The organism is Propionispira raffinosivorans DSM 20765, assembly GCF_000381065.1.
Classification (GTDB): domain Bacteria; phylum Bacillota; class Negativicutes; order Selenomonadales; family Selenomonadaceae; genus Propionispira; species Propionispira raffinosivorans.
This window is the reverse complement of sequence record NZ_KB905846.1, coordinates 40795-65136: the sequence shown is the minus strand read 5'-3', so window position 1 is coordinate 65136 and position 24342 is coordinate 40795. Positions and strand designations below refer to the sequence as shown.

Genomic DNA, 24342 nt, shown 5'->3' with positions numbered 1-24342 from the left:
AACTTATGCTTTCTATGACGGATGCTGAATTTATTGAGTTAGCTGCCTATATTAAAAAGAAATTTGGTGTGAATCTAGGGCTGGAAAAAAGGAATTTAGTTCATGGTCGATTGCAAAAAATTATAAGTGAGCATGGATTTTTGACACTGCGGGAATATTATGAATATCTGTTAGCAGATATGTCTGGGGCAGCCAATATAGAATTGGTTAATGCGATTACGACAAATCATACTTTTTTTATGCGGGAGCCAAGTCACTTTGAGACTTTTTCACAACAGGTATTGCCTTTTTTGTATCAAACGATCCGGAATCGTGATTTAAGGGTGTGGTGTGCAGTCTGTTCAACGGGGGAGGAAGCTTATACCTTAGCGATGCTGATAGCTGATTTTTTTTCTGTGAAAAATCAGCTATGGGATACTAAATTATTGGCAACAGATATTTCCCTGCAAGCTCTCAGATTTGCCCAAAAAGGTATTTATTCAAAGGAAGAGGTCATAAATTTGCCAAGGAAATGGCAAACTATATACTTCAATGAATTTGAAGAGAATCATTATAAAATAAAAAATGAATTACAGGCACAGGTGATTTTCCGTCAATTTAATTTAATGGATGAGATTTTTCCTTTTAAGAAAAAGTTCCATACGATTTTTTGTCGGAATGTAATGATTTATTTTGATGATAAGACGCGTAGACGGTTAGTGGAGAAGTTTTATGAGTATTTGGAGCCGGGAGGATATCTGTTTATTGGTCATTCAGAGGTGATTGACCGCAATGCTACATTGTTTTCGTATGTTATGCCGTCTGTCTATAGAAAGGGATGATTTCTTTGTCTAAAATCAAAGTTTTGGTTGTTGATGATTCGTTGTTTTTTCGTGAGATGTTAGCACGAGGCTTAGCGGCGGATGCTCAAATTGAAATTGTAGCAACAGCTGCTGATCCTTTTGAGGCTAGGGACAAAATCCTGAAATATCATCCAGATGTCATGACTTTGGATATTGAAATGCCAAAAATGAATGGCATTGAATTTTTACGTAAGTTAATGCCGCAATATCCAATTCCGACCATTGTGATTAGTGCGGCTAATAATTGTGTGTTTGAGGCAATCAGTTTGGGCGCAATTGATTTCGTTAAAAAACCGGATGAACAATCCGCAATAGCACGCCGAGAATTTTTGGACGATTTAATTTTTAAAGTTAAAACGGCAGTAGCAGCTAAGATACAATCTATGAGTCCGATTGCACATCATGTGGTAAATAAAGATCATGCGATACGCTTGGAAACGCAGCTTATTGCGATAGGGGCTTCCACTGGTGGTACGGTGGCTTTGACGAATCTATTACTGTCTTTAGAGCCGCCGCTGCCTGGTATTGTGGTTGTACAACATATACCACCGATCTTTTCGGCTATGTTTGCCAAACGCTTGGATTTAGTTACGAAATTCCATGTGAAGGAAGCAGCTACGGGGGATCGAATTCTTCCCGGTGATGTATTAATTGCTCCAGGTGACCAGCAAATGAAAGTTAAAAAGATAGGATCAATTTATAAAATAGAATGTTCCTTTGGCGAAAAAGTGAATGGACATTGTCCTTCGGTAGATGTACTTTTTAATTCGGTGGCCAAGTTTGGTGATAGTGTGATTGGAATTATTATGACCGGAATGGGATTCGACGGCGCCAAGGGGCTGTTGTCCATGCGCAAGGCTGGAGCTCATACAATTGGACAAGATGAAAAAACATCGGTTGTATATGGAATGCCGAAAGTGGCTTTTAATATTGGTGCAGTGGAAACACAGCTGCCGCTTGATCAAATCGGCAAGAAAATTTGTTCCCTTATATAAAATACGATATCCATTATTGCATTACTGATTTTTATGACGTATAATAAAACAGTAAATAAAAGTGATGGGTGTTGCAGGATTAATGGATTTGCGTAAGACTGATATTTTTGCAAATTTAAAATGTTTGAGTACGACAAGAAATCATGTTCTTTCTAAATGGATTGAGCGAGGTTTTTTCCTGCCATTTTCCAAGCTTTACAATGTTTTATCTTGTGGTCCAACATATACTTCAATTTATCTGGAAATGTTGATTTCTAGTTTAAAGAATCGAGTATGGGGCAGAGGTAGGATTTGCCACGGTATAAGTTTGCCTGGTAATGAGGTTTTTGTTGTGAATAAGAATACTTTCATCTGTACAGATTATAATAGGTTCATTCCTTTGTATGTGTTTGCAGATCTATAATAAAACCCAGCCAATGCTGCAAAGCAGTATTGGCTGGGTTTTGCGTGTTTTTAAACAAAAACAGATTGTTTGCGGTTTGTATGAAACAAAGAAGCCATGAAGAAAATTTATGGCTGTTTCGTTGTTGCTTTTTAGTAGTTTCCTGTAATTTCAAATCTCATATGCTATATGCAATGTGAGGTTTTGAAATATATAGCATAATTAAATCAGTAGAGCATGATCTTTATATCGTATAGTGTGTTTTTACGAAGAAAGATTATCCAGATTTTAGGGGGAGGATTCATTTATGAAAGTGGCCATAGTTATGGGAAGCGATTCTGACTGGCCGATTTTAAAACCGGCAGCTGAACTGTTGAAACAGTTTGGCATCGAAACAGAGGTTGTTGTTGCTTCAGCGCATCGCACACCAAAGAAAGTGCAAGATTTGGTTACTTCAGCACCGGAACGTGGTGTTGGCGCGTTTATTTCAGCGGCAGGTGCAGCAGCACATTTAGGCGGTGTTATTGCTAGTTACACAATTTTACCTGTTATTGGCGTGCCAATTAATGCAACACCTTTAAATGGAATGGATGCATTGCTTAGTACAGTCCAAATGCCATCAGGCATTCCTGTCGCAACGATGGCTATCAATGGAGCAAAAAATGCAGCGATTTTCGCGGCGCAGATTTTTGCAGTGAGTGATCCTGAAATACAGAAAAAACTTATTGCATTCCGTGAAAAAATGGTAGAAGATGTAGAGAAAAAAGCGGCTAACGTCGCTGCTCAATTATAAGTAAAGTATAGTTTAATTTAAGTTTGAAAAAATTATTCAATAAAATGGAGGCTTATTCAAAAATGGAAAAAAAAGCGTTATATGAAGGTAAAGCAAAATTAATGTATGCAACAGAAAACCCTGATGAATTATTAGTATATTATAAAGATGATGCAACCGCTGGCAATGGTGCTAAAAAAGGAACCATTCTGGAAAAAGGTATCATGAATAATAAAATATCAGCATTTTTCTTTAATTTATTGACAAAAGAAGGCATTAAAAATCATTATATCAGTATGCCTAGTGACCGTGAAATGCTGGTAAAAAATCTTGACATTATTCCAGTTGAAGTTGTTATTCGTAATGTAGCAGCTGGCAGTTTGGCAACTCGTTTAGGTCTTGAAGAAGGAACGAAAATGTCACAACCGATTGTGGAACTTTATTATAAAAGTGATGAACTGAATGATCCAATGATCAATCATTTCCATATTAAAGCGATGGGGATTGCTTCGCAGGCAGAAATTGATGTTATTGAAGCAGCTGGCTTAAAAGTTAATGAAATCCTTGTAAAATACTTGGCAGCGAAAAAAATCGAATTGATTGATTTTAAACTTGAATTTGGCCGTCATAAAGGCGAAGTAATCTTAGGTGATGAAATTTCGCCGGATAACTGCCGCTTCTGGGATAGTGAAACACATGAAAAACTTGATAAAGACAGATTCCGTCGTGACCTTGGTAACGTGGAAGATGCCTATAAAGAAATTTTGCACAGGTTGACGGGAGAAGTTAGATAAATGATCGATATAGATGCAAACAAATGGAAGGAAGAATGTGGTGTCTTCGGCATATATTCACGTGAAGAAGACGTTGCGATGATGACGTATCTTGGCCTTTATGCGTTGCAGCATCGTGGACAGGAAAGTGCTGGTATTGCGATTACAGACGGAGCTTGGATGGATGTAACGCGTGGTATGGGGCTCGTCAATGAAGTGTTCAGGCATCAATTGCCTCACATGGATAATCAGTATATCGCAATTGGCCATGTAAGATATTCGACTACTGGTTCCAGTCTGCTTGCAAATACGCAGCCGCTTATTGTAAATTATTCTGGCGGTAAGATTAGTTTGGCACATAATGGAAATTTGACGAATGCCACAGCAATCAGAAAGCGCCTGGAAGAAGAAGGTACAATTTTTCAGACGTCCATTGACACGGAAGTTTTTGTGAATTTGATTGCCAGATCGCGTAAAGCTACTGTCGAGGAAAAAATAATGGACAGTCTCGGTCAGATTGAAGGAGCTTACTGCTTGACAATTATGACGGAAGATAAGTTGATTGGGGTGCGTGATCCACAAGGTTTTAGACCTTTATGTATCGGTAAAATGGGAGATACGTGGGTTCTTTCTTCTGAATCGTGTGCTTTAGATGTTGTTGGCGCTGAATTTGTGCGCGATGTAGAGCCTGGTGAAATGATCGTTATCGATGATAATGGACTTCGTTCTTATCAGTTTGCGGAAAAACAAAAACGTGCTTCTTGTATTTTTGAGTATATATATTTTGCTCGTCCAGACAGCGTTATTGATGGACAGAGTGTACATGATGCTCGCTTTATGATGGGCAGGGTTTTGGCTCGTGAAAGTGGTTTTAAAGGTGATATCGTAATCTCAGTTCCAGATTCAGGTACAACAGCTGCCACTGGGTTTGCTTATGAATCGGGTATCCAATTTACGGAAGGCCTTATTAAAAATCGTTATATCGGTCGTACATTTATTCAACCGACACAGCAAAAACGCGATACAGCCGTTCGACTTAAACTGAATGCGATTCGATCCGTTGTTGAAGGAAAATCTATCATTATGGTGGATGATTCGATTGTACGTGGTACAACAAGTGGTAAAATTGTTAAAATGTTGAGAAATGCTGGCGCGAGGGAAATTCATATGTGCATCAGTTCGCCGCCTATTGGCTATCCTTGCTACTACGGTATCGATACATCAATACGCAAGGAACTGATTGCTGCGACAAAATCCGTGGACGAAATTCGTGAATTTATTGGTGCAGACTCTTTACACTTTTTATCGATTGAAGGTTTAAAACAATGCGTGCCGAAGCTCAATTGTGATGACATGTGTTATGCTTGCTTCAATAGTTCCTATCCTGTTGATATGAAACAAGAACATACAGCAGATTCGGATAAATATGTATTTGAACAGCGTAAGAAAAAATAAATAGGATTTGCACATTATCCATAACAGTTCCTGTTATGGATAATGTGATTATTACAGTGGGAAAACAAAAAAATGCAAAATTTGGAGGAAATCATGGCTGAAGACAAACAAACAAAACTCACATATCGTGATGCTGGTGTTGATATTGATGCAGGAAATTATTCGGTTTCTTTAATTAAAGAGAGTGTGAAAGCTACATATCGTCCGGAAGTTTTAGGTGATTTAGGCGGTTTTGGCGGTTTATTTGCATTAAATATTTTGAAATATAAAGAACCTGTTTTGGTTTCGGGGACCGATGGTGTTGGGACGAAACTTCGCTTAGCATTTATGCTTGATAAGCACGATACGATTGGACAAGATGCGGTGGCGATGTGTGTCAATGATATTTTAGTGCAAGGCGCAGAACCTTTATATTTTCTCGATTATCTGGCGGTTGGCAAACTTGACCCTGAGCAAGTGGCAGCCGTTGTTAAAGGTGTAGCAGGAGCTTGCAAAGAATCCGGCTGTGCATTAATTGGTGGCGAAACAGCAGAAATGTCAGGTTTCTATCCAGTGGGTGAATACGATATTGCTGGTTTTGCCGTGGGGATTGTCGATAAGTCGAAAATAATCACTGGTGAAAATATTAAAGCAGGAAATGTCTTACTAGGGCTGCCTTCAAGCGGTATTCATTCGAATGGATATTCATTAGTTCGAAAAATCTGCTTTGATGTAAAAGGCTTTAAAGGTGATGAACATATCGAAGCTTTAAATTCGACAATTGGCGAAGAACTTTTACGTCCGACCAGACTTTATCCAAAAGTTTGTTTGCCGCTTATTGAGAATTTTAAAATAAATGGAATGGTTCATATTACAGGTGGTGGGTTCTATGATAATATTCCGCGCGTATTGCCAGAAAATTGTGGTGTTGAAATCGATGCTGCAGCTTGGCAAAGCCCGACTATTTTCAAACTTTTGCAACAGTGGGGTAATGTAGAGTGGAGAGAAATGTATCGTACCTTTAACATGGGAATCGGTATGGTACTTGTCGTTGATGCCGAAGAAGTTCCTAAAATCCAAGCCCATCTAAAAGCACAAAATGAAGAATGTTTTGTCATTGGACAAGTTACGACTGGTAAACAAGAAGTAACAATTAAAGGCGGCGTATTTAATGACTGAGTCAGTGCTGGGCGTTTTGGCATCCGGTCGTGGTACGAATTTACAATCGATTATGAATGCGATTGCAACAGGTCAAATCAAAGCGAAAATTGGTGTTGTCATTACTGATAAACCAGAAGCAAAAGCATTAGATCGAGCGCGGGAAGCGAATATTCAGGCGGTTTGTATTGATCGTAAAAAGTGCAGTTCTAAAGAAGACTTCGAACAAAAGCTGGTTGCTGCTTTACGCGAATACGGTGTCAATTTAGTTATTTTAGCAGGTTTTATGCGGCTTTTAAGTCCTTATTTCGTGCAGTCATTTAAAGATCGTATTTTAAATATTCACCCTTCGCTCTTACCAGCCTTTGGTGGAGCACATGCCCACCGTGATGTACTTGCCTATGGTGTTAAAGTTTCTGGCTGCACCATTCATTTTGTTGATGAGGGCATGGATAGTGGTCCGATTATTTTGCAGGAAAGTGTACCAGTGCTGCCCGGCGATACGGAAGATACCCTGGCGGCAAGGGTTTTGGAAAAAGAACATAGTTTATATCCGCGGGCGATTGCCTTATACCTTGATGGGAAGCTCATCGTAAATGGTCGTCAGGTCATTATTCAGTCTTAAGGTTTCTTACTAAAAAAGTAGAAGGTGGTTTTACTATGAAGATAAAACGTGCGCTGCTTAGCGTTTCCGATAAAACAGGTATTGTAGATTTTGCTAGAAAGCTCAATGAAGCTGGTGTGGAAATTATTTCAACTGGTGGTACGATGAAGGCAATCAAAGAAGCGGGTATTCCTGTTATGTATGTGAGTGATGTTACAGGTTTTCCTGAAATTATGGATGGCAGGGTCAAAACGTTGAACCCTTATATTCATGGTGGTATTTTAGCTGTTCGTGATAATGAAGAACATGTCAAAGCGATGCATGAACATAAAATTACTGGTATTGATATGGTTGTTGTAAATCTATATCCATTTCGCCAGACGATTGCGAAACCAAATGTAAGTCTAGCCGAAGCTGTGGAAAATATTGATATTGGCGGTCCGGCGATGATTCGTGCTGCAGCAAAAAATTTCAAGTTTGTTACGGTTGTCGTAAACCCGGATCGTTATACTGAAATTGCTGCTGATATTGCCAAAGATGGCGGTACGAGCGATGTGCTTAGAATGCAGCTCGCCCGGGAGGCATTTAATCATACAGCGAAGTATGATGCGTGTATCCAGGAATATCTGGCAAAACAGCTTGAAGGCTGATAAATTTTAGCAAAAAAATAAAGGCGCACTTATACAGGGTGCGTCTTTTTCGATAAGGAAGTGTATTTGTGCATATTTTAGTGATTGGCGGCGGCGGTCGCGAACATACATTAGTTTGGAAACTTTCACAAAGTGAACAGGTAGATAAGATTTATGCAATTCCAGGTAATCCTGGGATGATGCAGTTGGCGGAATGTATCGATACGATCGATATTATGGATAATGTTAGCTTGGTGGACTTTGCCAAAAAACAAAATATTGATTTGGTTGTTGTTGGGCCTGAAGTACCGCTTATAAATGGTGCTGTTGATGCTTTTGTGGCAGCTGGAATTAAGGCTTTTGGTCCAAATCAGGCAGCGGCTGAAATTGAAGGATCAAAATCTTTTTCGAAGAATTTGATGAAGAAATATGGTATTCCGACAGCAAAATATGAAGTGTTCACGGATGTTGAAAAAGCGCGGGCTTATATACAAAAAGAAGGTGCGCCGATTGTCATCAAAGCCGATGGTTTGGCTGCCGGTAAAGGTGTTATCGTTGCTGTTTCGTTAGAAGAAGCTTTGGCGGCTGTCAATGAAATTATGTGTGATCAAGCGTTTGGTAAGGCGGGAAGCCGTGTCGTTATTGAAGAATGTTTGATTGGAGAAGAAGCATCTTTACTTGCTTTTACCGATGGGGATACCATTGTACCAATGGTGTCTTCTCAAGATCATAAACGAGCTTATGACAATGATGAGGGACCTAATACGGGCGGTATGGGAGCTTATGCACCAGCGCCAGTCGTAACGGCTGCTATTTTAGATAAGGTTCAAAAAGAAGTTCTGGAACCGACAATTGCCGCAATGAAAGCGGAAGGCCGAAAATACATTGGTTGTTTGTATGCCGGGATCATGATTACAACTGCGGGTCCGAAAGTAATTGAATTTAATGCCCGTTTTGGTGACCCTGAAACACAAGTCGTACTGCCATTGCTCAAAAGTGATCTCGTAGATGTTATGCTGGCTTGTATTGAAGGCAGATTGAAAGCGACTAAAGTAGAGTGGTCTGATGAAAAAGCGGTTTGTGTTGTTATGGCAGCTGGGGGCTATCCGAAATCTTACAAAAAAGAGGATGTCATCTCTGGTCTCGCTGCAGCGCAAGCATCTGGCGCGTTTGTTTTCCATGCCGGCACTGCAAGCCAGGGGACGCAGATTGTAACCAACGGCGGACGGGTGCTTGGCGTTGTGGCAACAGCACCTGATATCAAAGATGCTGTTGCTAAAGCTTATTTGGGAGTAAGTAAAATTGATTTTGCCAATAAACACTATCGCACAGATATTGCTTATCGGGCCTTAAATCGTCTACAATAAAATACTAAGATTTTTCACGACAAAGAGATTTTTTCTTTGTCGTGTTTTTTTGTAGCAATTCTCCTTTTTTCGAGATAGGATAAGCGGCTGTAGATGTGTTATAATGGAAACTAAAGATTAATTATAATACTTAGATAAATTATGCTGATAAACTATATATAATAAGGTTTCTTGATCCATATAGTTTGATAATAAAAGGAGTAGATTAAATGACATTAGAAATAAATAAAAGCTATCATGGTTTCCGCTTGCTTACTGTGAAAAAAATCAAAGAAGTAGCTTCAACCACTTATCAATTTGAGCATGAAAAAAGCGGCGCCAGACTTTTGTTTTTAGAAAATAAAGATGACAATAAAGTCTTTTCGATTACATTCCGTACACCACCAACCGATGACACCGGTGTGGCTCACATCGTTGAACATTCAACACTTTGTGGTTCGCGTAAGTTTCCAATGAAAGAACCTTTTGTTGAACTTGTCAAAGGTTCACTTAATACGTATTTAAATGCCATGACTTTTCCGGATAAGACGATGTATCCAGTGGCTAGTCGCAACGATAAAGATTTCCAGAACCTCATGGATGTATATTTAGATGCTGTCTTTTTCCCAGCGATGTATACACAACCAGAGATTCTTATGCAAGAAGGCTGGCACTATGAAATCGAAAAACCAGAAGATGAACTTACCTATAGCGGTGTTGTTTATAATGAAATGAAAGGCGCGTTGTCTTCTGCCGAATCGCTGTTGGATAAAGAAATACTGACATCGCTGTTTCCTAATACGACCTATGGTTTTGAATCTGGTGGCGATCCTGAAGCCATTCCGGATTTGACACAGGAAATGTTTATTGATTTTCATAACAAATATTACCATCCAACCAATAGTTATATTTATTTATATGGTGATATGGATATTTTAGCAAAACTAGCATTTTTGGATCAAAACTATTTGAATTCATTTGATCGTATTGCCATACCATCGAAGATTGAAGAACAAACATTGTTTACAAAACCACAAAAAATTACGAAAGAATACCCGATTGCCTCGACAGAACAAACGCAGGATAAAACGTTTTTGAGCTTAAATGCGATTGTTGGAAAAGCAACCGATGCTGAGGAAATGCTGGCACTTGAAATATTAGAACATGCATTACTTAAAACGCAGGCAGCACCACTTAAAAAAGCATTGATTGATGCAAAATTAGGGAAAGATGTATTGTCTTCGTTTGAAGATAGTCTTCTTCAACCTGTTTTTAGTATCATTGTAAGTGGTTCCGATGAAAAGAAAGCCGATGAATTTCAAAAGATAATTCAAACTTCACTGCAAAAACTTGTTAAAGATGGCATTGATCGCGAACTTTTGGAAGCGTCCATCAATCTTTTAGAATTTAAATTACGTGAAGCAGATTTTGGACAATTCCCGACAGGTCTGATTTATGATATAAAACTTATGAATAGCTGGCTTTATGATGGGGATCCAACAATGTTCTTATATTATGAAGCGGCCTTGCAAAAAATGAAAGATGGCCTAAAAAGTCATTACTTTGAAAATATTATTCAGACTCGTTTGCTGGATAATCCACATAAAACAATCGTCGTTTTGAAACCAAACCAGCGGATGGCCGAGGAAAAAGAAGTGGAGCTGACAAAGATCTTGGCGCAGGCAAAAGAAAAAATGTCAGATGCTGAACTGGCGGCAATCATTTCTTTAACGGCTAAACTTAAAGAACGTCAAGAAACACCAGATACGCCGGAGGCATTGGCAACGATTCCACTTTTAGAGTTGAAAGATATCAAAAAAGAAACAGAAGCTTTGATTCAGGAAAAAAGAGTAGAGGATGGAACCGATATTTTGTTTCATGCCGTAACAACGAATCAGATTGCTTATTTAAATCTTTATTTTGATGCTTCTGCTATTCCAGAAGCATTGCTGCCATATGCGTTTCTTTTGTCAGAACTTTTGGGGAAGGTTTCGACGCAAAAACATGACTACAGCTCTTTAGCGAATACATTGAATCTGCATACCGGCGGAATTAGCTATGATATATCTGCTTATACCAAAAATGCAAAACCGGATTCGTTAGTGCCAAAATTCAAGGTCCAAGCGAAATCTCTGGTGACAAAATTGCCTAAACTTTGTGAACTGTTGACAGAAGTGATTATGAGCAGTACGTTTGATGACGAAAAAAGGATCAGAGAATTGATTGATCAATGTAAGGCAACGATGGAAATGTATATGATTAAAGCAGCTCAGCAGCTTGTAGCAGGGCGATTGGCGTCTTATTTTTCACCAGCTGCAGCCTATAATGAAAAAGGCATGCTGTCATTTTACGACTTTATTGTAGATTTTGATAAAAATTTTGCGGATCGCTACAGCCAAATGAAAGAAAAATTTGCCGAGCTTCAACCGATAATTTTCAATAAACAAAATTTACTGGTCAGTGTTACTTTGGAAGAGGAAAACTATCCGGCATTTACACAAGCGTTCAAGCAGGTACAATCTGCTCTTAGCATAGCAAACTATCCGCAGCAAACATACGCTTTTGCTATCGATAAGAAAAACGAAGGGTTCATGACTTCCAGTAAGGTACAATACGTGAGTAAGGGTGCTAACTTCATTAAGCTTGGCTATGAATTTACGGGAAGCATGCGTGTAATGGAAACAATTTTGCGTTACGACTATTTTTGGAATCGTATTCGCGTCCAAGGCGGTGCATATGGAGCCTTTACGCAATTTAGACGCAATGGGAATATGATGTTTGGTTCGTATCGAGATCCGAATCTGGCTGAAACGATTACAGTTTTTGATGAAACCGTCGCTTATTTACAGGCATTTGCCATCAGCGAACGTGAAATGCTCAAATATATTATTGGTACGATGAGTACGCTGGATACACCGCTTACGCCAAAAATGAAGGGTGAACTTGCGGCCGAATGTTACATCCATGGTGTCACTGAACTCGATTTGCAGCGTGAACGCGACGAAATATTAGCAACTGACCAAAAAGCTATTGCGGCTTTGGGAACTTTAGTAAAGGCTTGTATGCAGCAAAACAATTTATGTGTCCTGGGCAGTGAAACCAAAATTAAAGAAAATGAAACAGTATTTGGTCAGCTAAAAACTATTTTTGATTGAGGTGCGCCGCTTTCTGAAATTAAAAAGAAGGCGGCTAATCCCTTTGTTTGTATATGTTCCATGTACATTTGTTTTATTTTTATCGATGAGACAGCGTATTGACTAAACCGAATTGACTTTCGTGAAGGGGCATGTAATAATAAAATTTAGATGCAATTAAGGAGGTTATCATATTGAAGGATTTCGTATTTAAGGGTGCAGGGGTTGCAATTGTAACACCATTTAATGAAGCTGGTATAAACTTTAAAGAGCTTGCACGTTTAATTGATTTCAATATCGACAATGGAACACAGGCAATTGTTATTACGGGAACGACTGGCGAATCGGCGACGATGAGCGATGAAGAACATAAAGAAGCGATTAAATTTACCGTTGATCATGTGAATGGTAGAGTCGCAGTTATTGCCGGAACGGGTTCGAATGATACGGCTTATGCGCTGCAGCTGTCAAAATATGCGCAAAGCGTTGGTGCTGATGCATTATTGATTGTTACACCATATTATAATAAGGCTACACAAAAAGGTTTAATCAAACATTTTACATATATTGCGGATAATGTTAATATACCAATTATTCTCTACAATGTACCGTCTAGAACGGGCGTTAACATTCAAGCACAAACGTATGTAGAACTCGCGAAACATCCGCGTATCGTTGCTGTCAAAGAAGCAAGCGGCGACCTATCGGCTATTTTAAAGATTCGGGAAGTCTGCGGCGATTCGCTGGCGATCTATTCTGGCAATGATGATCAGATTGTACCAATCTTATCCATTGGCGGTAAAGGTGTTATATCTGTATTGTCAAATATTGCGCCAAAAGATACACAAGCAATCTGCCAGTTGTATTTTGATGGAAAAGTGGAAGAATCTGCTGCGTTGCAGACGAAATACATGGATTTGATACATGGCTTATTTATTGAAGTAAATCCAATTCCAGTCAAGACAGCGCTGCGCTTAATGGATTATCAAGTAGGACCTTTGCGTATGCCTCTATGTGATATGGAAGAAGCCAATTTGGCGGTACTCAAAACCGCACTGAAAAATCATGGCTTAATAAAATAGAGTTTTTGTGTGTTTGAAAACGGATACTCTTTCGGGTATCCGTTTTGTTCTGTACGGATGCAGGTTTATATAATAAATTGATTGACAGGAGCAACTTGATTTTCTATAATTAAATCTATTGCAGAAGCAGTCATTATTAGGAAGTAGAAACGTTTAGATGCAGATTACATCTAACAGGAGGTCTTTTCTTTGGAAGTTGACATCAGTAAAAAAGTAAGTTATATGATAAAATTTGGAGCTATTGGTATTTTGACTTTAGCTGTTTTATGTAGTGTCGGCATCTGGGCATGGCAAAAAAACAATGCTTATTTGACCGTGAAAGATGCCAGTGTAACGAGTGCTTTGGTCAATACAAAAACCAATGCAGCAGGAACGATTGAAGAAATTTTGGTTCAAGATGGAGAACAAGTAAAAGCCGGGCAGGTTCTTGCTAAAATAAAAATCAAAATAACGGATGATCAGATTGCTCAGCTTGAACAAACTCTGGAAACAGCAAAAAAACATTATACCCAAGTCCTTGCTGGTACGACAACATCCGAACAAGTGAACGCTGGCGGTGGAGAGATGCATGTTGACACAGCAGGTGCACAGGCGGAAGTGGATCGTGCGGCACGGGCGAAAGATCGGATGGCACAGCTTTTTGCAATTGGTGCCGTAAGCGCTGTGCAAAATGAACAGGCGCAAGCTGCTTATCAAGAAGCGGTTGCAGCTCTTGGATCTATGGGGGCTGGAACAGGTTCTTCCTCTTCGGTTTCTTATCAAAGCTTAGTTGTACCGAGCAGTCCCGAGGCGGTTAAAGCAGCCCAGCTTCAAGTGACCCAAGCGCAGGCTGCCTTGGAAACAGCCAAAAAGGATAAAGATTCAACAGAAATTATGGCTCCGGTTGATGGAACGGTTTATTTGACAGATTTGCAGGTGGGGGCTGATGTTGCAGCTGGACAGACAATTCTCAATATCGGCAATGCGAATAATATGTGGGTTGAAATGCATATTGATCTTCAACAAAAAGATAAGATTCGTCTAGGACAGTTTGTTACGTATATAATTGAAGGTCAGACGCAAATGCAAGGAACTATTTTTGAAATTATTGATCCGACTGAAGCAAGTGGTGCCTCGGCGGAGGCAACTGAAGATCAACCGGAAGATCAGTCAATTGTAGCGAAAATTTCTTTGCCAGCTGATTTGGATATTACCCTAAAACAAGGAACGGCAGCAACTGTTAAAGTTGCCTTAAAGTAAAAATGAAAGCGGTCAGCCCAGTGCACAAAAATATTTGTTGCATGGGGCTGACCGCTTAAATTTTGACTGTTCAGATTCATTTTTGCGTGCTATAATAAAAATATAACAGTTTCACAAGGTAAAGAGATAAAGAAGGAAAATGTTAAATATATAAGTTGTATTAAATATTTTATATGGCAGGCCTAATAGGCTAGATACAATTTCTTTAATGCAACTTATATAATTCAGTGAACTCAATAATGTAAGGAGTGTTTTTTATGACGGCAAATCCAAAGTTAAAAGATGCTTTGAATAATCAGCTTTGTAAAGCGGTTCTCTTGCTCGATAATGTTGAAGAATGTTACCAGTTTTTTGAAGACATCTGTACAATTAGTGAAATCAAAGCTTTGGCACAGCGACTCGAAGTTGCTCGTATGCTCAAATATGGGCATACGTATGATGACATCGTCGAGCGTACGGGAGCGAGTACTGCTACTATCAGTCGCGTGAAGCGGTGTTTGAATTATGGTGCAGATGGTTATAAAGTGATTTTAGATAAATTGGAAGAAAAGGAATAGGAGCGCACTCATGCACAAAAATGAATTTATGTTAGAAATACCTTACGGAACAAGAGATCTTTTACCAAAAGAAGCAGCGAAAAAACGCGAAATTGAAGCCGCCTTAGCTGGCACTTTTTATAAATGGGGTTATGATGAAATTGTTACTCCGACAATTGAATATCTTGATACATTGACGATTGGCAATGGTCGTAGTCTTGAACCGCATATGTTCAAATTTTTTGATAAGAGTAACCGCACCCTTGCTCTGCGGCATGAGATGACGACACCGATTGCACGGGTGGCCGCGAGCCGTTTAAAAGATGAAAAGCTGCCATTAAAACTTTCTTATATCAGTAGTGTATATCGCTATGAGCAGGCACAGACGGGAAGGCAATGTGAATTTTATCAAGCTGGCGTTGAACTTATGGGAATACCAAATGCGACGGCTGATGCTGAGGTTATTGCACTGGCGGTTGAAGGACTGCGCCAAGCGGGCTTAACAGATTTTCAAATTTGTCTAGGGCAGGTTGAATTTATCAATGGTATTATGGAACAGGTGAAGCTCAGTCCGGAAAAACAAGATGAAATTCGTTATATGATGGAAAAAAGAGATTTAGTAGGTCTCGGTACTGTCATTGATCAAACGGATTTATCACAAAACTCAAAGGATATTTTAAAGAAAATACCTGTTTTACATGGTAAGACCGAAATGTTGAAACAAGCGTATAATATGGTTGTCAATGAACAAAGCAAACGTGCGCTTGATAATCTTACAGAAATTTATAATTTATTAAAAGTTTATGGTGTTGAATCCTATGTAAGTTTTGATTTAGGGGTAATTCGTGATTTTGCTTATTATACAGGAATGGTTTTCGAAGCGTATACACCGGGATTAGGTTTCCCGCTATGTGGTGGCGGCCGCTATGACCATATGTTATCTGATTTTGGCAATGCTTGTCCGGCAACTGGTTTTGCACTAGGAATTGAGCGAATCATGCTGGCAATCGATCGTCAGGGGTTAACGGAGAAAAACAGCCAAAAACAATTTTATGTTGCCTATGAAGAAGGAAATGTTAAAAAGGCAATCAAGCGAGTTAATGAATTGCGCAACCAGGGGAATACTGCTGAATTGGCACTGCTGGGGCAAAGTGAAAAAGAAGCGAGAACCTATCAACTTGACAAAAACTATGTAGAATTAGTTTATATCGTATAAGATGATGTTTAACGTAAGAATCAAACAATTTATTGCCGCTGTTACTGCTGAAATTGTGCCAGCGGATCAAACGTTTATCGATAAATGGTTATCAGGCCCAGAACAAAAATTGTTTTGGGCAATGAGCCTGTCAGATCAGTGCCACTGCCTGCAAGTTGCTTATACCGCAATCAAACTGGCTAAACAGGCAGATTTTGCGGTCAATCAAAACCTGCTGATTCGCTGCGCTTTACTGCATGATGTGGGCAAAATTTTCGGTGATATGAGTACGATTGATAAAATCCTGACGGTATTAGCGTATAAGATATTTCCTGATTTTGCAAAAAAATGGGGGCGGTACGGCAAAGGAAGTTCATTGGATAATCTTCGACATGCTTTTTATATTTATTTATATCATGCAGAACGCAGTCGTGATCAATTGCTTTCGCTGGGGCTGATTGAACTGGCAGAAATTGTTGCTGAACATCATAAAGCTCCGACGGAAAATGATCCGCCGGAGCTTTTATTGCTTCGAAAGGCTGATGATTTAAATTAATAGCCTTTCTGTTTATCGATAATATTGAGCATATCTGCCTGATGTAAAAAACGATTTAAATTTTCGGTAAAAATCTTTAAAGCACGATCAATATAATAGGGTGATTGTGCAGCAATATGCGGTGTAATGAAAATATTTGGCATATCCCAAAGCGGTGAGCTTTCTGGCAGTGGTTCTTCAGCGAATACATCCAGTGCCGCACCTTTAATGGTATCGCTATTGAGGGCGGCAATCAAATCCGGTTCGTTAACGATTGCTCCACGAGCTACATTAATGAAATAGGCCGTCTTTTTCATTTTCTGAAAAGTTTTTAAGGTAAATAAATTTGTCGTTTCCGGTGTTAGTGGCAAAGTAACTACGACAAAATCAGCTTCAGCTAAAATAAGTGGTAATTCTTCAGGTGTATAGAGATGATCAACAAACAATTCTGTCGTTGGTGTCTGCTTTGTCGCAAGGACTCTCATGCCCATGTTTTTGACTCGTTTGGCAATTTCACGACCAATGCTGCCAAGTCCAATAATTGCAATGGATTTTTCATACATTTCATCGACTTGGCGGATATGTTTCCATTGTTTTGCTTTTTGTTGATCATACGCTATGGTTATGCCGCGCGTAAAATTAAGCATCATACCTAGGACATGTTCAGCAATTGGGATACCATGGATGCCGCGGGCGTTGGTTAAAAGAATATTCGTATTCATAAATTCCGGTGTAAGCATATTGTCGACACCGGAGCTGAGTGCTTGGACCCATTTTAAGCGTGGTGCTTTTTCTAGTAAGGGAGTAAGATCGAAGAGTCCCCAAGCAAGCAAGATATCCGTTTCTTCTATATACTGGACTGCTTCAGCGGCTTTGCAGATACGTATATTTACATCTTTATCAACAGCATGAATTGTGGCAATTTGATCGTCAGTGAGTCGTTGCAGGCTTAATACATTAAATGACATATAAAATTCTCTCCTTTGTTACCAAAAAGCTTTTCTAAGATGCCAGTCTTGTTAGTATACGTTAAAATTAGCACTTTATATCTATTCTACGTCTTAGGTGAAAACCCTGTAAAATATATTGACTAATTAAAATTTTGATGCTAATATAGTAACATATTATTACTTTAAACAACTAAAGAAATAAAACATCGGAGGCTATTTTATGACTTCAAGTGATATGGAATATTTAACAATTGCATTACCCAAAGGGAAATTATTTTCAATTTCGGCCGAGCTGCTTGCTAAGATCGGTTATACTGCAGAAAATTTACATGAGAAGTCAAGAAAACTTGTCATTACAAATGAAGAAAAAAAGATTAAATTTATTATAACAAAAACAGCAGATGTGCCGACGTATGTTGAATATGGTGCAGCGGATATTGGTATTATTGGTAAAGATGTCCTGATGGAAGAGGAAAAAGATGTTTATGAGTTGCTTGATTTAAAATTTGGCAGATGTCATTTGATGATGGCAGTGCCGAAAGATGCTAAGCGGGCTAAATTAACAGATTATATGCACACCAGAGTTGCAACGAAATTTCCTAAAACGGCGGAACATTTTTTTAATAGCAAAGGAATGCAGATGGAATTCATTAAACTCAATGGGTCAATTGAGTTAGGTCCAATTGTTGGTTTGTCCGAAAGTATTGTCGATATTGTTGAAACAGGTACAACGCTTAAAGAAAATAATTTAGAAGAAATTGCTTATATTGCGGATGCTACGGCGAGGCTCATTGCCAATCGTGTTAGTTTTAAAATGAAATTCAATCGCATTAATCAAATGGTAGAAGATTTACGCCAAATACTAGAAAGCGGTGAAGCAAAATGAAAATTGTCCGCGCAAAAGAACTTGGCATAGAACAAATAAAACAAATGTTGATGAAACCAGCCTTTGATGAGGTTGTGCTAAATCCAAAGATTCAGGAAAAAAATAAAATCTTGTTTGGTCAGGATTTAACCGCATCGCAGGTTGTTGATAAAATCGTACAGGCTGTGCGTGAAGACGGTGATGCAGCCGCTATGAAATATACAAAACTGATTGATGGTGTTGATTTTTCCCCATCTGACTTTCTAGTGACAGCAGAAGAATATGCAGCGGCAGATAAAGAAGCGGATCCAGCGGTTGTGGACTCACTAAAAAAAGCGGCGGCTAATGTACGGTCCTATCATATGGAACAAAAACCAAAATCTTGGATGACGTATCGGGAGCATGGTTCGATTTTGGGACAGGCATTGATTCCACTTGATCGGGTCGGGATTTATGTACCAGGGGGAACGGCTTCGTATCCTTCTTCTGTGATTATGAATGCGGTTCCAGCTGCGGTAGCAGGTGTTGGAGAAATCATCATGATGGTGCCGCCGGCCCTGGATGGCAAGATCAATCCTTATGTTTTAATTGCGGCTCGTGAAGCCGGTGTTACGAAGATTTTTAAAATCGGTGGGGCACAAGCAATTGCCGCGATGGCTTTTGGTACACAATCCATTCCCCGTGTCGATAAAATTACCGGTCCGGGAAATATATTCGTTACATTGGCCAAAAAAGCAGTATACGGACATTGCGATATTGATATGCTGGCAGGACCAAGTGAAATACTTATTGTAGCGGATAAAACAGCGGATCCGGTCTATACAGCAGCAGATATGCTCAGCCAGGCTGAACATGACACGCTGGCTTCCAGCATCGTGATTACTGATAGTGAAGAACTGGCAAAGCAGGTACAAAAGGAACTTGAACTGCAGCTGGCAAATTTGCCAAGGCAGGAGATTGCCAGAGCTTCATTAGATAAAAATGGTTTGATTGTGATTGCTGAAACTTTAACGCAGGCTATGGAACTTGCTAATGTGTCAGCACCGGAACACATGGAGATTTTAACGGCGCAGCCCTTTGAACTTTTACCTTATGTAAGGCATGCGGGGGCGGTTTTTCTTGGACCTTATTCGCCAGAACCATTGGGAGATTATTTTGCCGGACCAAATCATGTATTACCAACGGGGGGCACGGCACGATTTTATTCGGTGCTGAATGTAGAAACTTTTATGAAACGAACGAGTATTATTTCCTATACGCAGCCAGCGCTTATGGCCGTACAGGATGATATTATTCGTTTAGCCAAAGCAGAAGGGCTTGATGCCCATGCGAACGCAATTCGATTGAGAGGGATGAAGTAATTGTTGAAATATAGAGAGGGTCTTGCTGATCTACCAACGTATGATACAGCAGAAGAAGACTGGAATATAAAAATAAATGCGAATGAATGCAATATGAATTTGCCGCCGATTGTAGAAGATCGGGTTATGGGGCGATTATCACGACTGGAATTTAATCGCTATCCAAACACGGAAATGGATGACTTGAAAGAACAAATTGCCGCAAATTTTGCTTTGCAGACCGAAAATATTCTCATTGGTAATGGTTCGAGCGAAATACTGGAAAAATTGTTTTTCGCCTTTGGTGGGAAAAATCGCAAAATTGTTTATCCGCAGCCATCTTTTTCGATGTATGGTATTTATGCAAAATATAGTGAGTCGATTGGGGTCCCGGTGGAACTTGAAGAAGATTATTCACTGGATGCCGAAAAATTTATTACGGCGGTTAAAAGTTCCAAGGCGGCATTGGCAGTGATTTGTACGCCAAATAATCCAACTGGAAATGTGGTTCCGTTAGGGACGATTGAATATATCGCGCAAAACATCACTTGTCCGTTTGTCATTGATGAAGCTTATGTGGAATTTTATGGTGAATCGGCAGCGGGGGTGCTTTCTAAATATCCGCAGCTGCTTGTTGCCAGAACTTTTTCAAAGGCGTACGGTCTTGCAGCGGCAAGAGTTGGTTACATGCTGGCAGCAAAAGAAATTACGGCAATGATTGATAAAGCATGTATGCCATATCATGTTAATGTATTATCACTTGTTACGGCTGATATTGTATATCAAATGCGGCATGAATTTGTTCCGCGTATCCAAATATTTATCGCCGAACGAAAACGAATGATCAAGCAGCTCAAAACATTGCCAGCGCTAACCGTTTATCCATCCGAAACCAACTTTATTTTAATAAAATATGATAAAGCGGTTGAACTCAATGCGTATTTGGAAAATATTCGGATTGGTGTGCGTAGTTTTGGCAATGCACCAAGGCTCACCAATTGTCTGCGTATCACAATTGGCCGCCGGGAAGAAAATGATGCATGGTTCAAAGCGCTAAAAGACTTTATGGAAAGGGTTTGATTTTCGATGCGTGAGGCAAAAATTGTTCGACAAACATCAGAAACAGATATTCAGGTCAAATTCAATGCCGACGGTGAAGGCGTAGCCGATATTGATACTGGTATTGGTTTTTTTGATCATATGCTGATTCTATTTAGTAAACATGGTTTGTTTGATACGTTGATAAAGTGTGATGGTGATTTAGCCGTAGATGGTCATCACACTGTCGAAGATATTGGATTAGCTTTAGGGCAGGCTGTAAAAGCGGCTCTTGGCGATAAAGCAGGGATTGTGCGGTATGGGACTAGCTTTGTACCCATGGATGAAACGCTGGCACAGGTTTCACTCGATATAAGCGGTCGCCCTTATCTGGTTTACGATGCGGGCGAAATGGCACCGATGATTGGACAATATGACAGCCAATTGACGGAAGAATTTTTGCGGGCCTTTAGTATGCAGTCCGGAATTACTCTGCATGTAAAAATAGTATATGGCAGCAATTCACATCATAAAGTGGAAGCGATTTTTAAAGCTTTAGGTCAAGCCTTGGGTCAGGCCGTCCAGAAAAATCCGCGGATTCATGGTGTGATGTCGACAAAAGGAACACTTTAAGCTAATGGAGGGTTGAACTATGATAGCGATCATCGATTATGGGGTCGGAAATTTATTTAGCGTAGAAAAAGCGTTCGTCAAGCTCGGCGCCGACGTAATTGTGACAAGTGATGCCGAAGAAATAGCAAAAGCTGATAAAATAGTTTTACCAGGCGTTGGGGCATTTGGTGACTGTATGCAAAATCTGATTGAGTCAGGTCTGATTCCGACGATTCTAGATGCTGTTGCTACTGGTAAACCATTTTTAGGGATTTGTGTTGGTTTGCAGATCTTGTTTGAGGGCAGTGAAGAATCACCAGGTATAGCGGGACTGGGCATTATTAAAGGTATGGTTAAAAAAATTTATGCGCCGGCACTTAAAATTCCTCATATGGGATGGAATTCTTTGGAACTTGCCGCGGCCTCACCCCTTTTTCACTCTTTACCAAAGTCACCTTATGTTTATTTTGTGCATAGCTATTATGCAGTTCCCGAAGACCCTTCGGTTATCACCGCGATTACCGAGTATGGTCAGCAGGTAACCGCAGCTGTGGCACAAAAAAATATCCAGGCCACGCAGTTTCATCCGGAAAAATCCGGTGATATTGGACTTTTGATCTTAAAAAATTTTATTAAAAGCGTATAATATAGATAAGTTGCATTCAATATTCTATATATTTTTTAGCAGGAGGATACGAAATAATGATTATTTTCCCCGCAATTGATATTCGTAATGGAAAATGTGTTAGGCTGACCAAAGGTGATTTCAACCAGGAAACAATTTTTGCCGATCAACCGGAAGTTATGGCGAAACAGTGGGCTGATAAAGGTGCTGAATTTTTGCATGTTGTTGATTTGGATGGTGCATTGGCTGGAAAAACAATGAATGCAACGGCAATTGAAGCGATTTTGCAAACGGTGAACATACCAATCCAGTTAGGTGGGGGAATTCGCACCTTGGAAAATATTGAAATGCTTTTGGAGATGGGTATTGCGAGAGTGATCTTAGGTTCAATTGCTGTACGCAGTCCTGAACTTGTGAAAGCAGCCTGTGCGAAATTTGGTTCAAAAATTGTTGTTGGCATTGATGCCAAAGCTGGTATTGTGGCAGTAGACGGTTGGGGCGTATCTGGTAATGTTGAAGCAGTTAAACTGGCCGTGGAAATGGCACAAGTCGGAGTTGAACGGATTATATACACGGATATTTCGCGTGATGGAACGCTGTCGGGTGTTAATGTAGAAGCAACGGCTAAACTCGCAAAAGCCAGTGGACTTAAAGTGATTGCTTCAGGCGGGGTCAGCTCAATGGCGGATATCCGCCAGGTAAAAGCAGCTGGTAAAGATGGTGTAGAAGGTGTCATTGTCGGCAAAGCTATTTATACCAATTCCTTGGTATTAGAAGATGCTTTAGCTTTTGCAAAGGAGGAATAGTATGTACACAAAGCGAATTATTCCATGTCTTGACGTAAAAGATGGTCGTGTTGTTAAAGGTACGAATTTTGTGGGACTGCGCGATGCTGGAGATCCCGTAGAACTTGCTTCGATTTATGATAAAGAAGGTGCGGATGAACTTGTGTTCTTGGATATTACGGCTTCGAATGAAGAACGTAATACGATGGTGCAGGTTGCCTCAAGCTGTGCGTCGCAGGTTTTTATTCCATTTACGGTTGGCGGGGGAATCCGTTCGACGCAAGATATGCGCAAAATGCTCAAAGCCGGAGCTGATAAAGTTTCGTTAAATACAGCTGCTATTAAAAACCCGGAACTCATTCACCAAGGGGCTGAAAAATTTGGCAGTCAATGTATTGTTTTAGCTGTTGATGCACGCAAGTCGGGTGAAAATAAATGGGAAGTTTACATTAATGGTGGACGTACGCCAACGGGTCTTGATTGTATTGAATGGATTAAGCAAGCCGTTTCTTTGGGGGCGGGAGAAATTTTATTGACGAGTATGGATAAAGACGGCACAAAAGATGGGTATGATATTGCTTTAACACGAGCTGTTTCAGAAGCTGTTAATGTACCAGTTATTGCTTCGGGCGGCGCTGGTGAAATGGAACATTTTTACGAAGTGCTTACAGCCGGAAAAGCAGATGCTGTGCTTGCCGCATCAGTTTTTCATTATGGGCAATTTACGGTAAGACAAGTGAAAGAGTATTTAAAATCACGTGGCGTGGAGGTAAGGCTATAATGGATATGAATAAGGTTAAATTTGATCAAAATGGACTTGTTCCAGCAATCGTTCAAGAAGAAAATGGACAAGTTCTGATGCTTGCTTATATGAATAAAGAATCTCTGGAAAAAACAATTGCCACAGGCTTTACATGTTTTTTCAGTCGTAGTCGGCAAAGTTTATGGAAAAAAGGTGAAACATCTGGTAATGTGCAGCGTGTGAAAGAAATTTCATATGACTGCGATGGTGATACGCTTTTAGTGCGGGTTCATCAGACGGGTGTTGCTTGTCATACCGGTACGTATGCTTGCTTTAGCGGGCGCAGTCTTACGGATACGGGCGCCAAAGTTGCTGTTTTAGAAGGCGAAGCTGCTGTTGAGCGTTCACTGGCAGAAGTTCTCAATGATTTATATGCTGTCATCAAGGATCGTCAGATCAACCCCGTAAAAGGATCTTATACAAATTATCTGTTTGAAAAAGGACAGGATAAAATTTTGAAAAAGATCGGTGAAGAAGCAGCGGAAACGATCATTGCATCGAAAAACATGGATAAGGAAGAAATCCTTTATGAAATGGGTGATCTTTGGTATCATTGTTTAGTGCTGTTGGCTTTTCACAATATTTCACCAGATGAATTGTTCGGTGAACTGCTGAATCGTCGTAATGGTGGTAAATACCATAGATTTGAGGATAAAGAAAACTAAGGAG

At 39.8% G+C, this 24342-nt stretch carries 24 protein-coding genes; 23 read left to right on the top strand and 1 reads right to left on the bottom strand.

Annotated features, from left to right (window positions below; all coding sequences use genetic code 11):
* The first annotated feature begins 5 nt into the window (after nt 1-5).
* From F606_RS0108090 to F606_RS0108015, 15 genes are all read left to right on the top strand, one after another.
* Nucleotides 6-821: a CheR family methyltransferase gene (locus F606_RS0108090; RefSeq protein ID WP_019553380.1), complete on the top strand. Its 816-nt coding sequence runs from the start codon at nt 6-8 to the stop codon at nt 819-821.
* A gap of 5 nt (nt 822-826) precedes the next feature.
* Nucleotides 827-1837 carry a protein-glutamate methylesterase/protein-glutamine glutaminase gene (locus F606_RS0108085; protein ID WP_019553379.1) on the top strand — a complete coding sequence of 337 codons (1011 nt, stop codon included), beginning with the start codon at nt 827-829 and terminating at the stop codon, nt 1835-1837.
* Between the two features lie 689 nt (nt 1838-2526).
* Nucleotides 2527-3012 (top strand): 5-(carboxyamino)imidazole ribonucleotide mutase, encoded by a 486-nt coding sequence (purE, locus tag F606_RS0108075; RefSeq protein ID WP_019553377.1) that lies wholly within the window; start codon nt 2527-2529, stop codon nt 3010-3012.
* 62 nt (nt 3013-3074) lie between these two features.
* Entirely contained in the window at nt 3075-3785 is a 711-nt protein-coding gene (gene purC / locus F606_RS0108070) for a phosphoribosylaminoimidazolesuccinocarboxamide synthase (RefSeq protein ID WP_019553376.1), read from the top strand.
* Nucleotides 3786-5219: an amidophosphoribosyltransferase gene (gene purF, locus F606_RS0108065; RefSeq protein WP_019553375.1), complete on the top strand. Its 1434-nt coding sequence runs from the start codon at nt 3786-3788 to the stop codon at nt 5217-5219.
* A gap of 93 nt (nt 5220-5312) precedes the next feature.
* Complete coding sequence (gene purM / locus F606_RS0108060; protein ID WP_019553374.1) at nt 5313-6377, top strand: phosphoribosylformylglycinamidine cyclo-ligase; 1065 nt, start codon at nt 5313-5315, stop codon at nt 6375-6377.
* Nucleotides 6370-6981 carry a phosphoribosylglycinamide formyltransferase gene (gene purN / locus F606_RS0108055; protein ID WP_019553373.1) on the top strand — a complete coding sequence of 204 codons (612 nt, stop codon included), beginning with the start codon at nt 6370-6372 and terminating at the stop codon, nt 6979-6981. The genes purM and purN overlap by 8 nt, the downstream gene beginning before the upstream one ends.
* Nucleotides 6982-7016: 35 nt before the next feature.
* Nucleotides 7017-7610, top strand: coding sequence for an IMP cyclohydrolase (locus F606_RS0108050; RefSeq protein ID WP_019553372.1), 594 nt, complete (start codon nt 7017-7019; stop codon nt 7608-7610).
* Nucleotides 7611-7678: 68 nt separating this feature from the next.
* Nucleotides 7679-8956 carry a phosphoribosylamine--glycine ligase gene (purD, locus tag F606_RS0108045; protein ID WP_019553371.1) on the top strand — a complete coding sequence of 426 codons (1278 nt, stop codon included), beginning with the start codon at nt 7679-7681 and terminating at the stop codon, nt 8954-8956.
* A 209-nt stretch (nt 8957-9165) separates the two neighbouring features.
* A complete protein-coding gene (locus F606_RS0108040; protein WP_019553370.1) occupies nt 9166-12090 on the top strand; it encodes an insulinase family protein in 2925 nt (974 codons plus the stop codon).
* A 173-nt stretch (nt 12091-12263) separates the two neighbouring features.
* Entirely contained in the window at nt 12264-13151 is an 888-nt protein-coding gene (gene dapA, locus F606_RS0108035) for a 4-hydroxy-tetrahydrodipicolinate synthase (RefSeq protein ID WP_019553369.1), read from the top strand.
* Between the two features lie 189 nt (nt 13152-13340).
* The gene (locus F606_RS0108030) at nt 13341-14390 is read left to right on the top strand and encodes an HlyD family secretion protein (protein ID WP_019553368.1); all 1050 of its coding nucleotides are present in this window, start codon (nt 13341-13343) and stop codon (nt 14388-14390) included.
* Nucleotides 14391-14647: 257 nt separating this feature from the next.
* Nucleotides 14648-14947 carry a YerC/YecD family TrpR-related protein gene (locus F606_RS0108025; protein WP_019553367.1) on the top strand — a complete coding sequence of 100 codons (300 nt, stop codon included), beginning with the start codon at nt 14648-14650 and terminating at the stop codon, nt 14945-14947.
* Nucleotides 14948-14957: 10 nt separating this feature from the next.
* Entirely contained in the window at nt 14958-16142 is a 1185-nt protein-coding gene (gene hisZ, locus F606_RS0108020) for an ATP phosphoribosyltransferase regulatory subunit (RefSeq protein WP_019553366.1), read from the top strand.
* 1 nt (nt 16143) lies between these two features.
* A complete protein-coding gene (locus tag F606_RS0108015) occupies nt 16144-16677 on the top strand; it encodes an HD domain-containing protein (protein ID WP_245542100.1) in 534 nt (177 codons plus the stop codon).
* Here F606_RS0108015 and F606_RS0108010 read toward each other — a convergent pair.
* Entirely contained in the window at nt 16674-17624 is a 951-nt protein-coding gene (locus tag F606_RS0108010) for a D-2-hydroxyacid dehydrogenase (RefSeq protein WP_019553364.1), read from the bottom strand. The two genes, F606_RS0108015 and F606_RS0108010, sit on opposite strands and share 4 nt — an antisense overlap.
* Before the next feature lie 202 nt (nt 17625-17826).
* On the opposite strand from F606_RS0108010, the gene hisG reads away from it, so the two are divergent.
* Genes hisG through hisIE form a run of 8 tightly spaced genes read left to right on the top strand, consistent with a single transcriptional unit; the run spans nt 17827 to nt 24338 of the window.
* Entirely contained in the window at nt 17827-18492 is a 666-nt protein-coding gene (gene hisG, locus F606_RS0108005; RefSeq protein WP_019553363.1) for an ATP phosphoribosyltransferase, read from the top strand.
* Nucleotides 18489-19832 carry a histidinol dehydrogenase gene (hisD, locus tag F606_RS0108000; protein WP_019553362.1) on the top strand — a complete coding sequence of 448 codons (1344 nt, stop codon included), beginning with the start codon at nt 18489-18491 and terminating at the stop codon, nt 19830-19832. Before hisG ends, hisD begins: the two co-directional genes overlap by 4 nt.
* Nucleotides 19833-20891, top strand: coding sequence for a histidinol-phosphate transaminase (gene hisC, locus F606_RS0107995; protein ID WP_019553361.1), 1059 nt, complete (start codon nt 19833-19835; stop codon nt 20889-20891). It abuts the gene before it with no gap.
* Nucleotides 20892-20897: 6 nt separating this feature from the next.
* Entirely contained in the window at nt 20898-21482 is a 585-nt protein-coding gene (gene hisB / locus F606_RS0107990) for an imidazoleglycerol-phosphate dehydratase HisB (protein ID WP_019553360.1), read from the top strand.
* Between the two features lie 19 nt (nt 21483-21501).
* A complete protein-coding gene (hisH, locus tag F606_RS0107985) occupies nt 21502-22107 on the top strand; it encodes an imidazole glycerol phosphate synthase subunit HisH (protein WP_019553359.1) in 606 nt (201 codons plus the stop codon).
* Between the two features lie 56 nt (nt 22108-22163).
* Nucleotides 22164-22892, top strand: coding sequence for a 1-(5-phosphoribosyl)-5-[(5-phosphoribosylamino)methylideneamino]imidazole-4-carboxamide isomerase (gene hisA, locus F606_RS0107980; RefSeq protein WP_019553358.1), 729 nt, complete (start codon nt 22164-22166; stop codon nt 22890-22892).
* Between the two features lies 1 nt (nt 22893).
* A complete protein-coding gene (gene hisF, locus F606_RS0107975; protein WP_019553357.1) occupies nt 22894-23652 on the top strand; it encodes an imidazole glycerol phosphate synthase subunit HisF in 759 nt (252 codons plus the stop codon).
* Nucleotides 23652-24338 (top strand): bifunctional phosphoribosyl-AMP cyclohydrolase/phosphoribosyl-ATP diphosphatase HisIE, encoded by a 687-nt coding sequence (gene hisIE / locus F606_RS0107970; RefSeq protein ID WP_019553356.1) that lies wholly within the window; start codon nt 23652-23654, stop codon nt 24336-24338. Before hisF ends, hisIE begins: the two co-directional genes overlap by 1 nt.
* Nucleotides 24339-24342 lie beyond the last annotated feature (4 nt).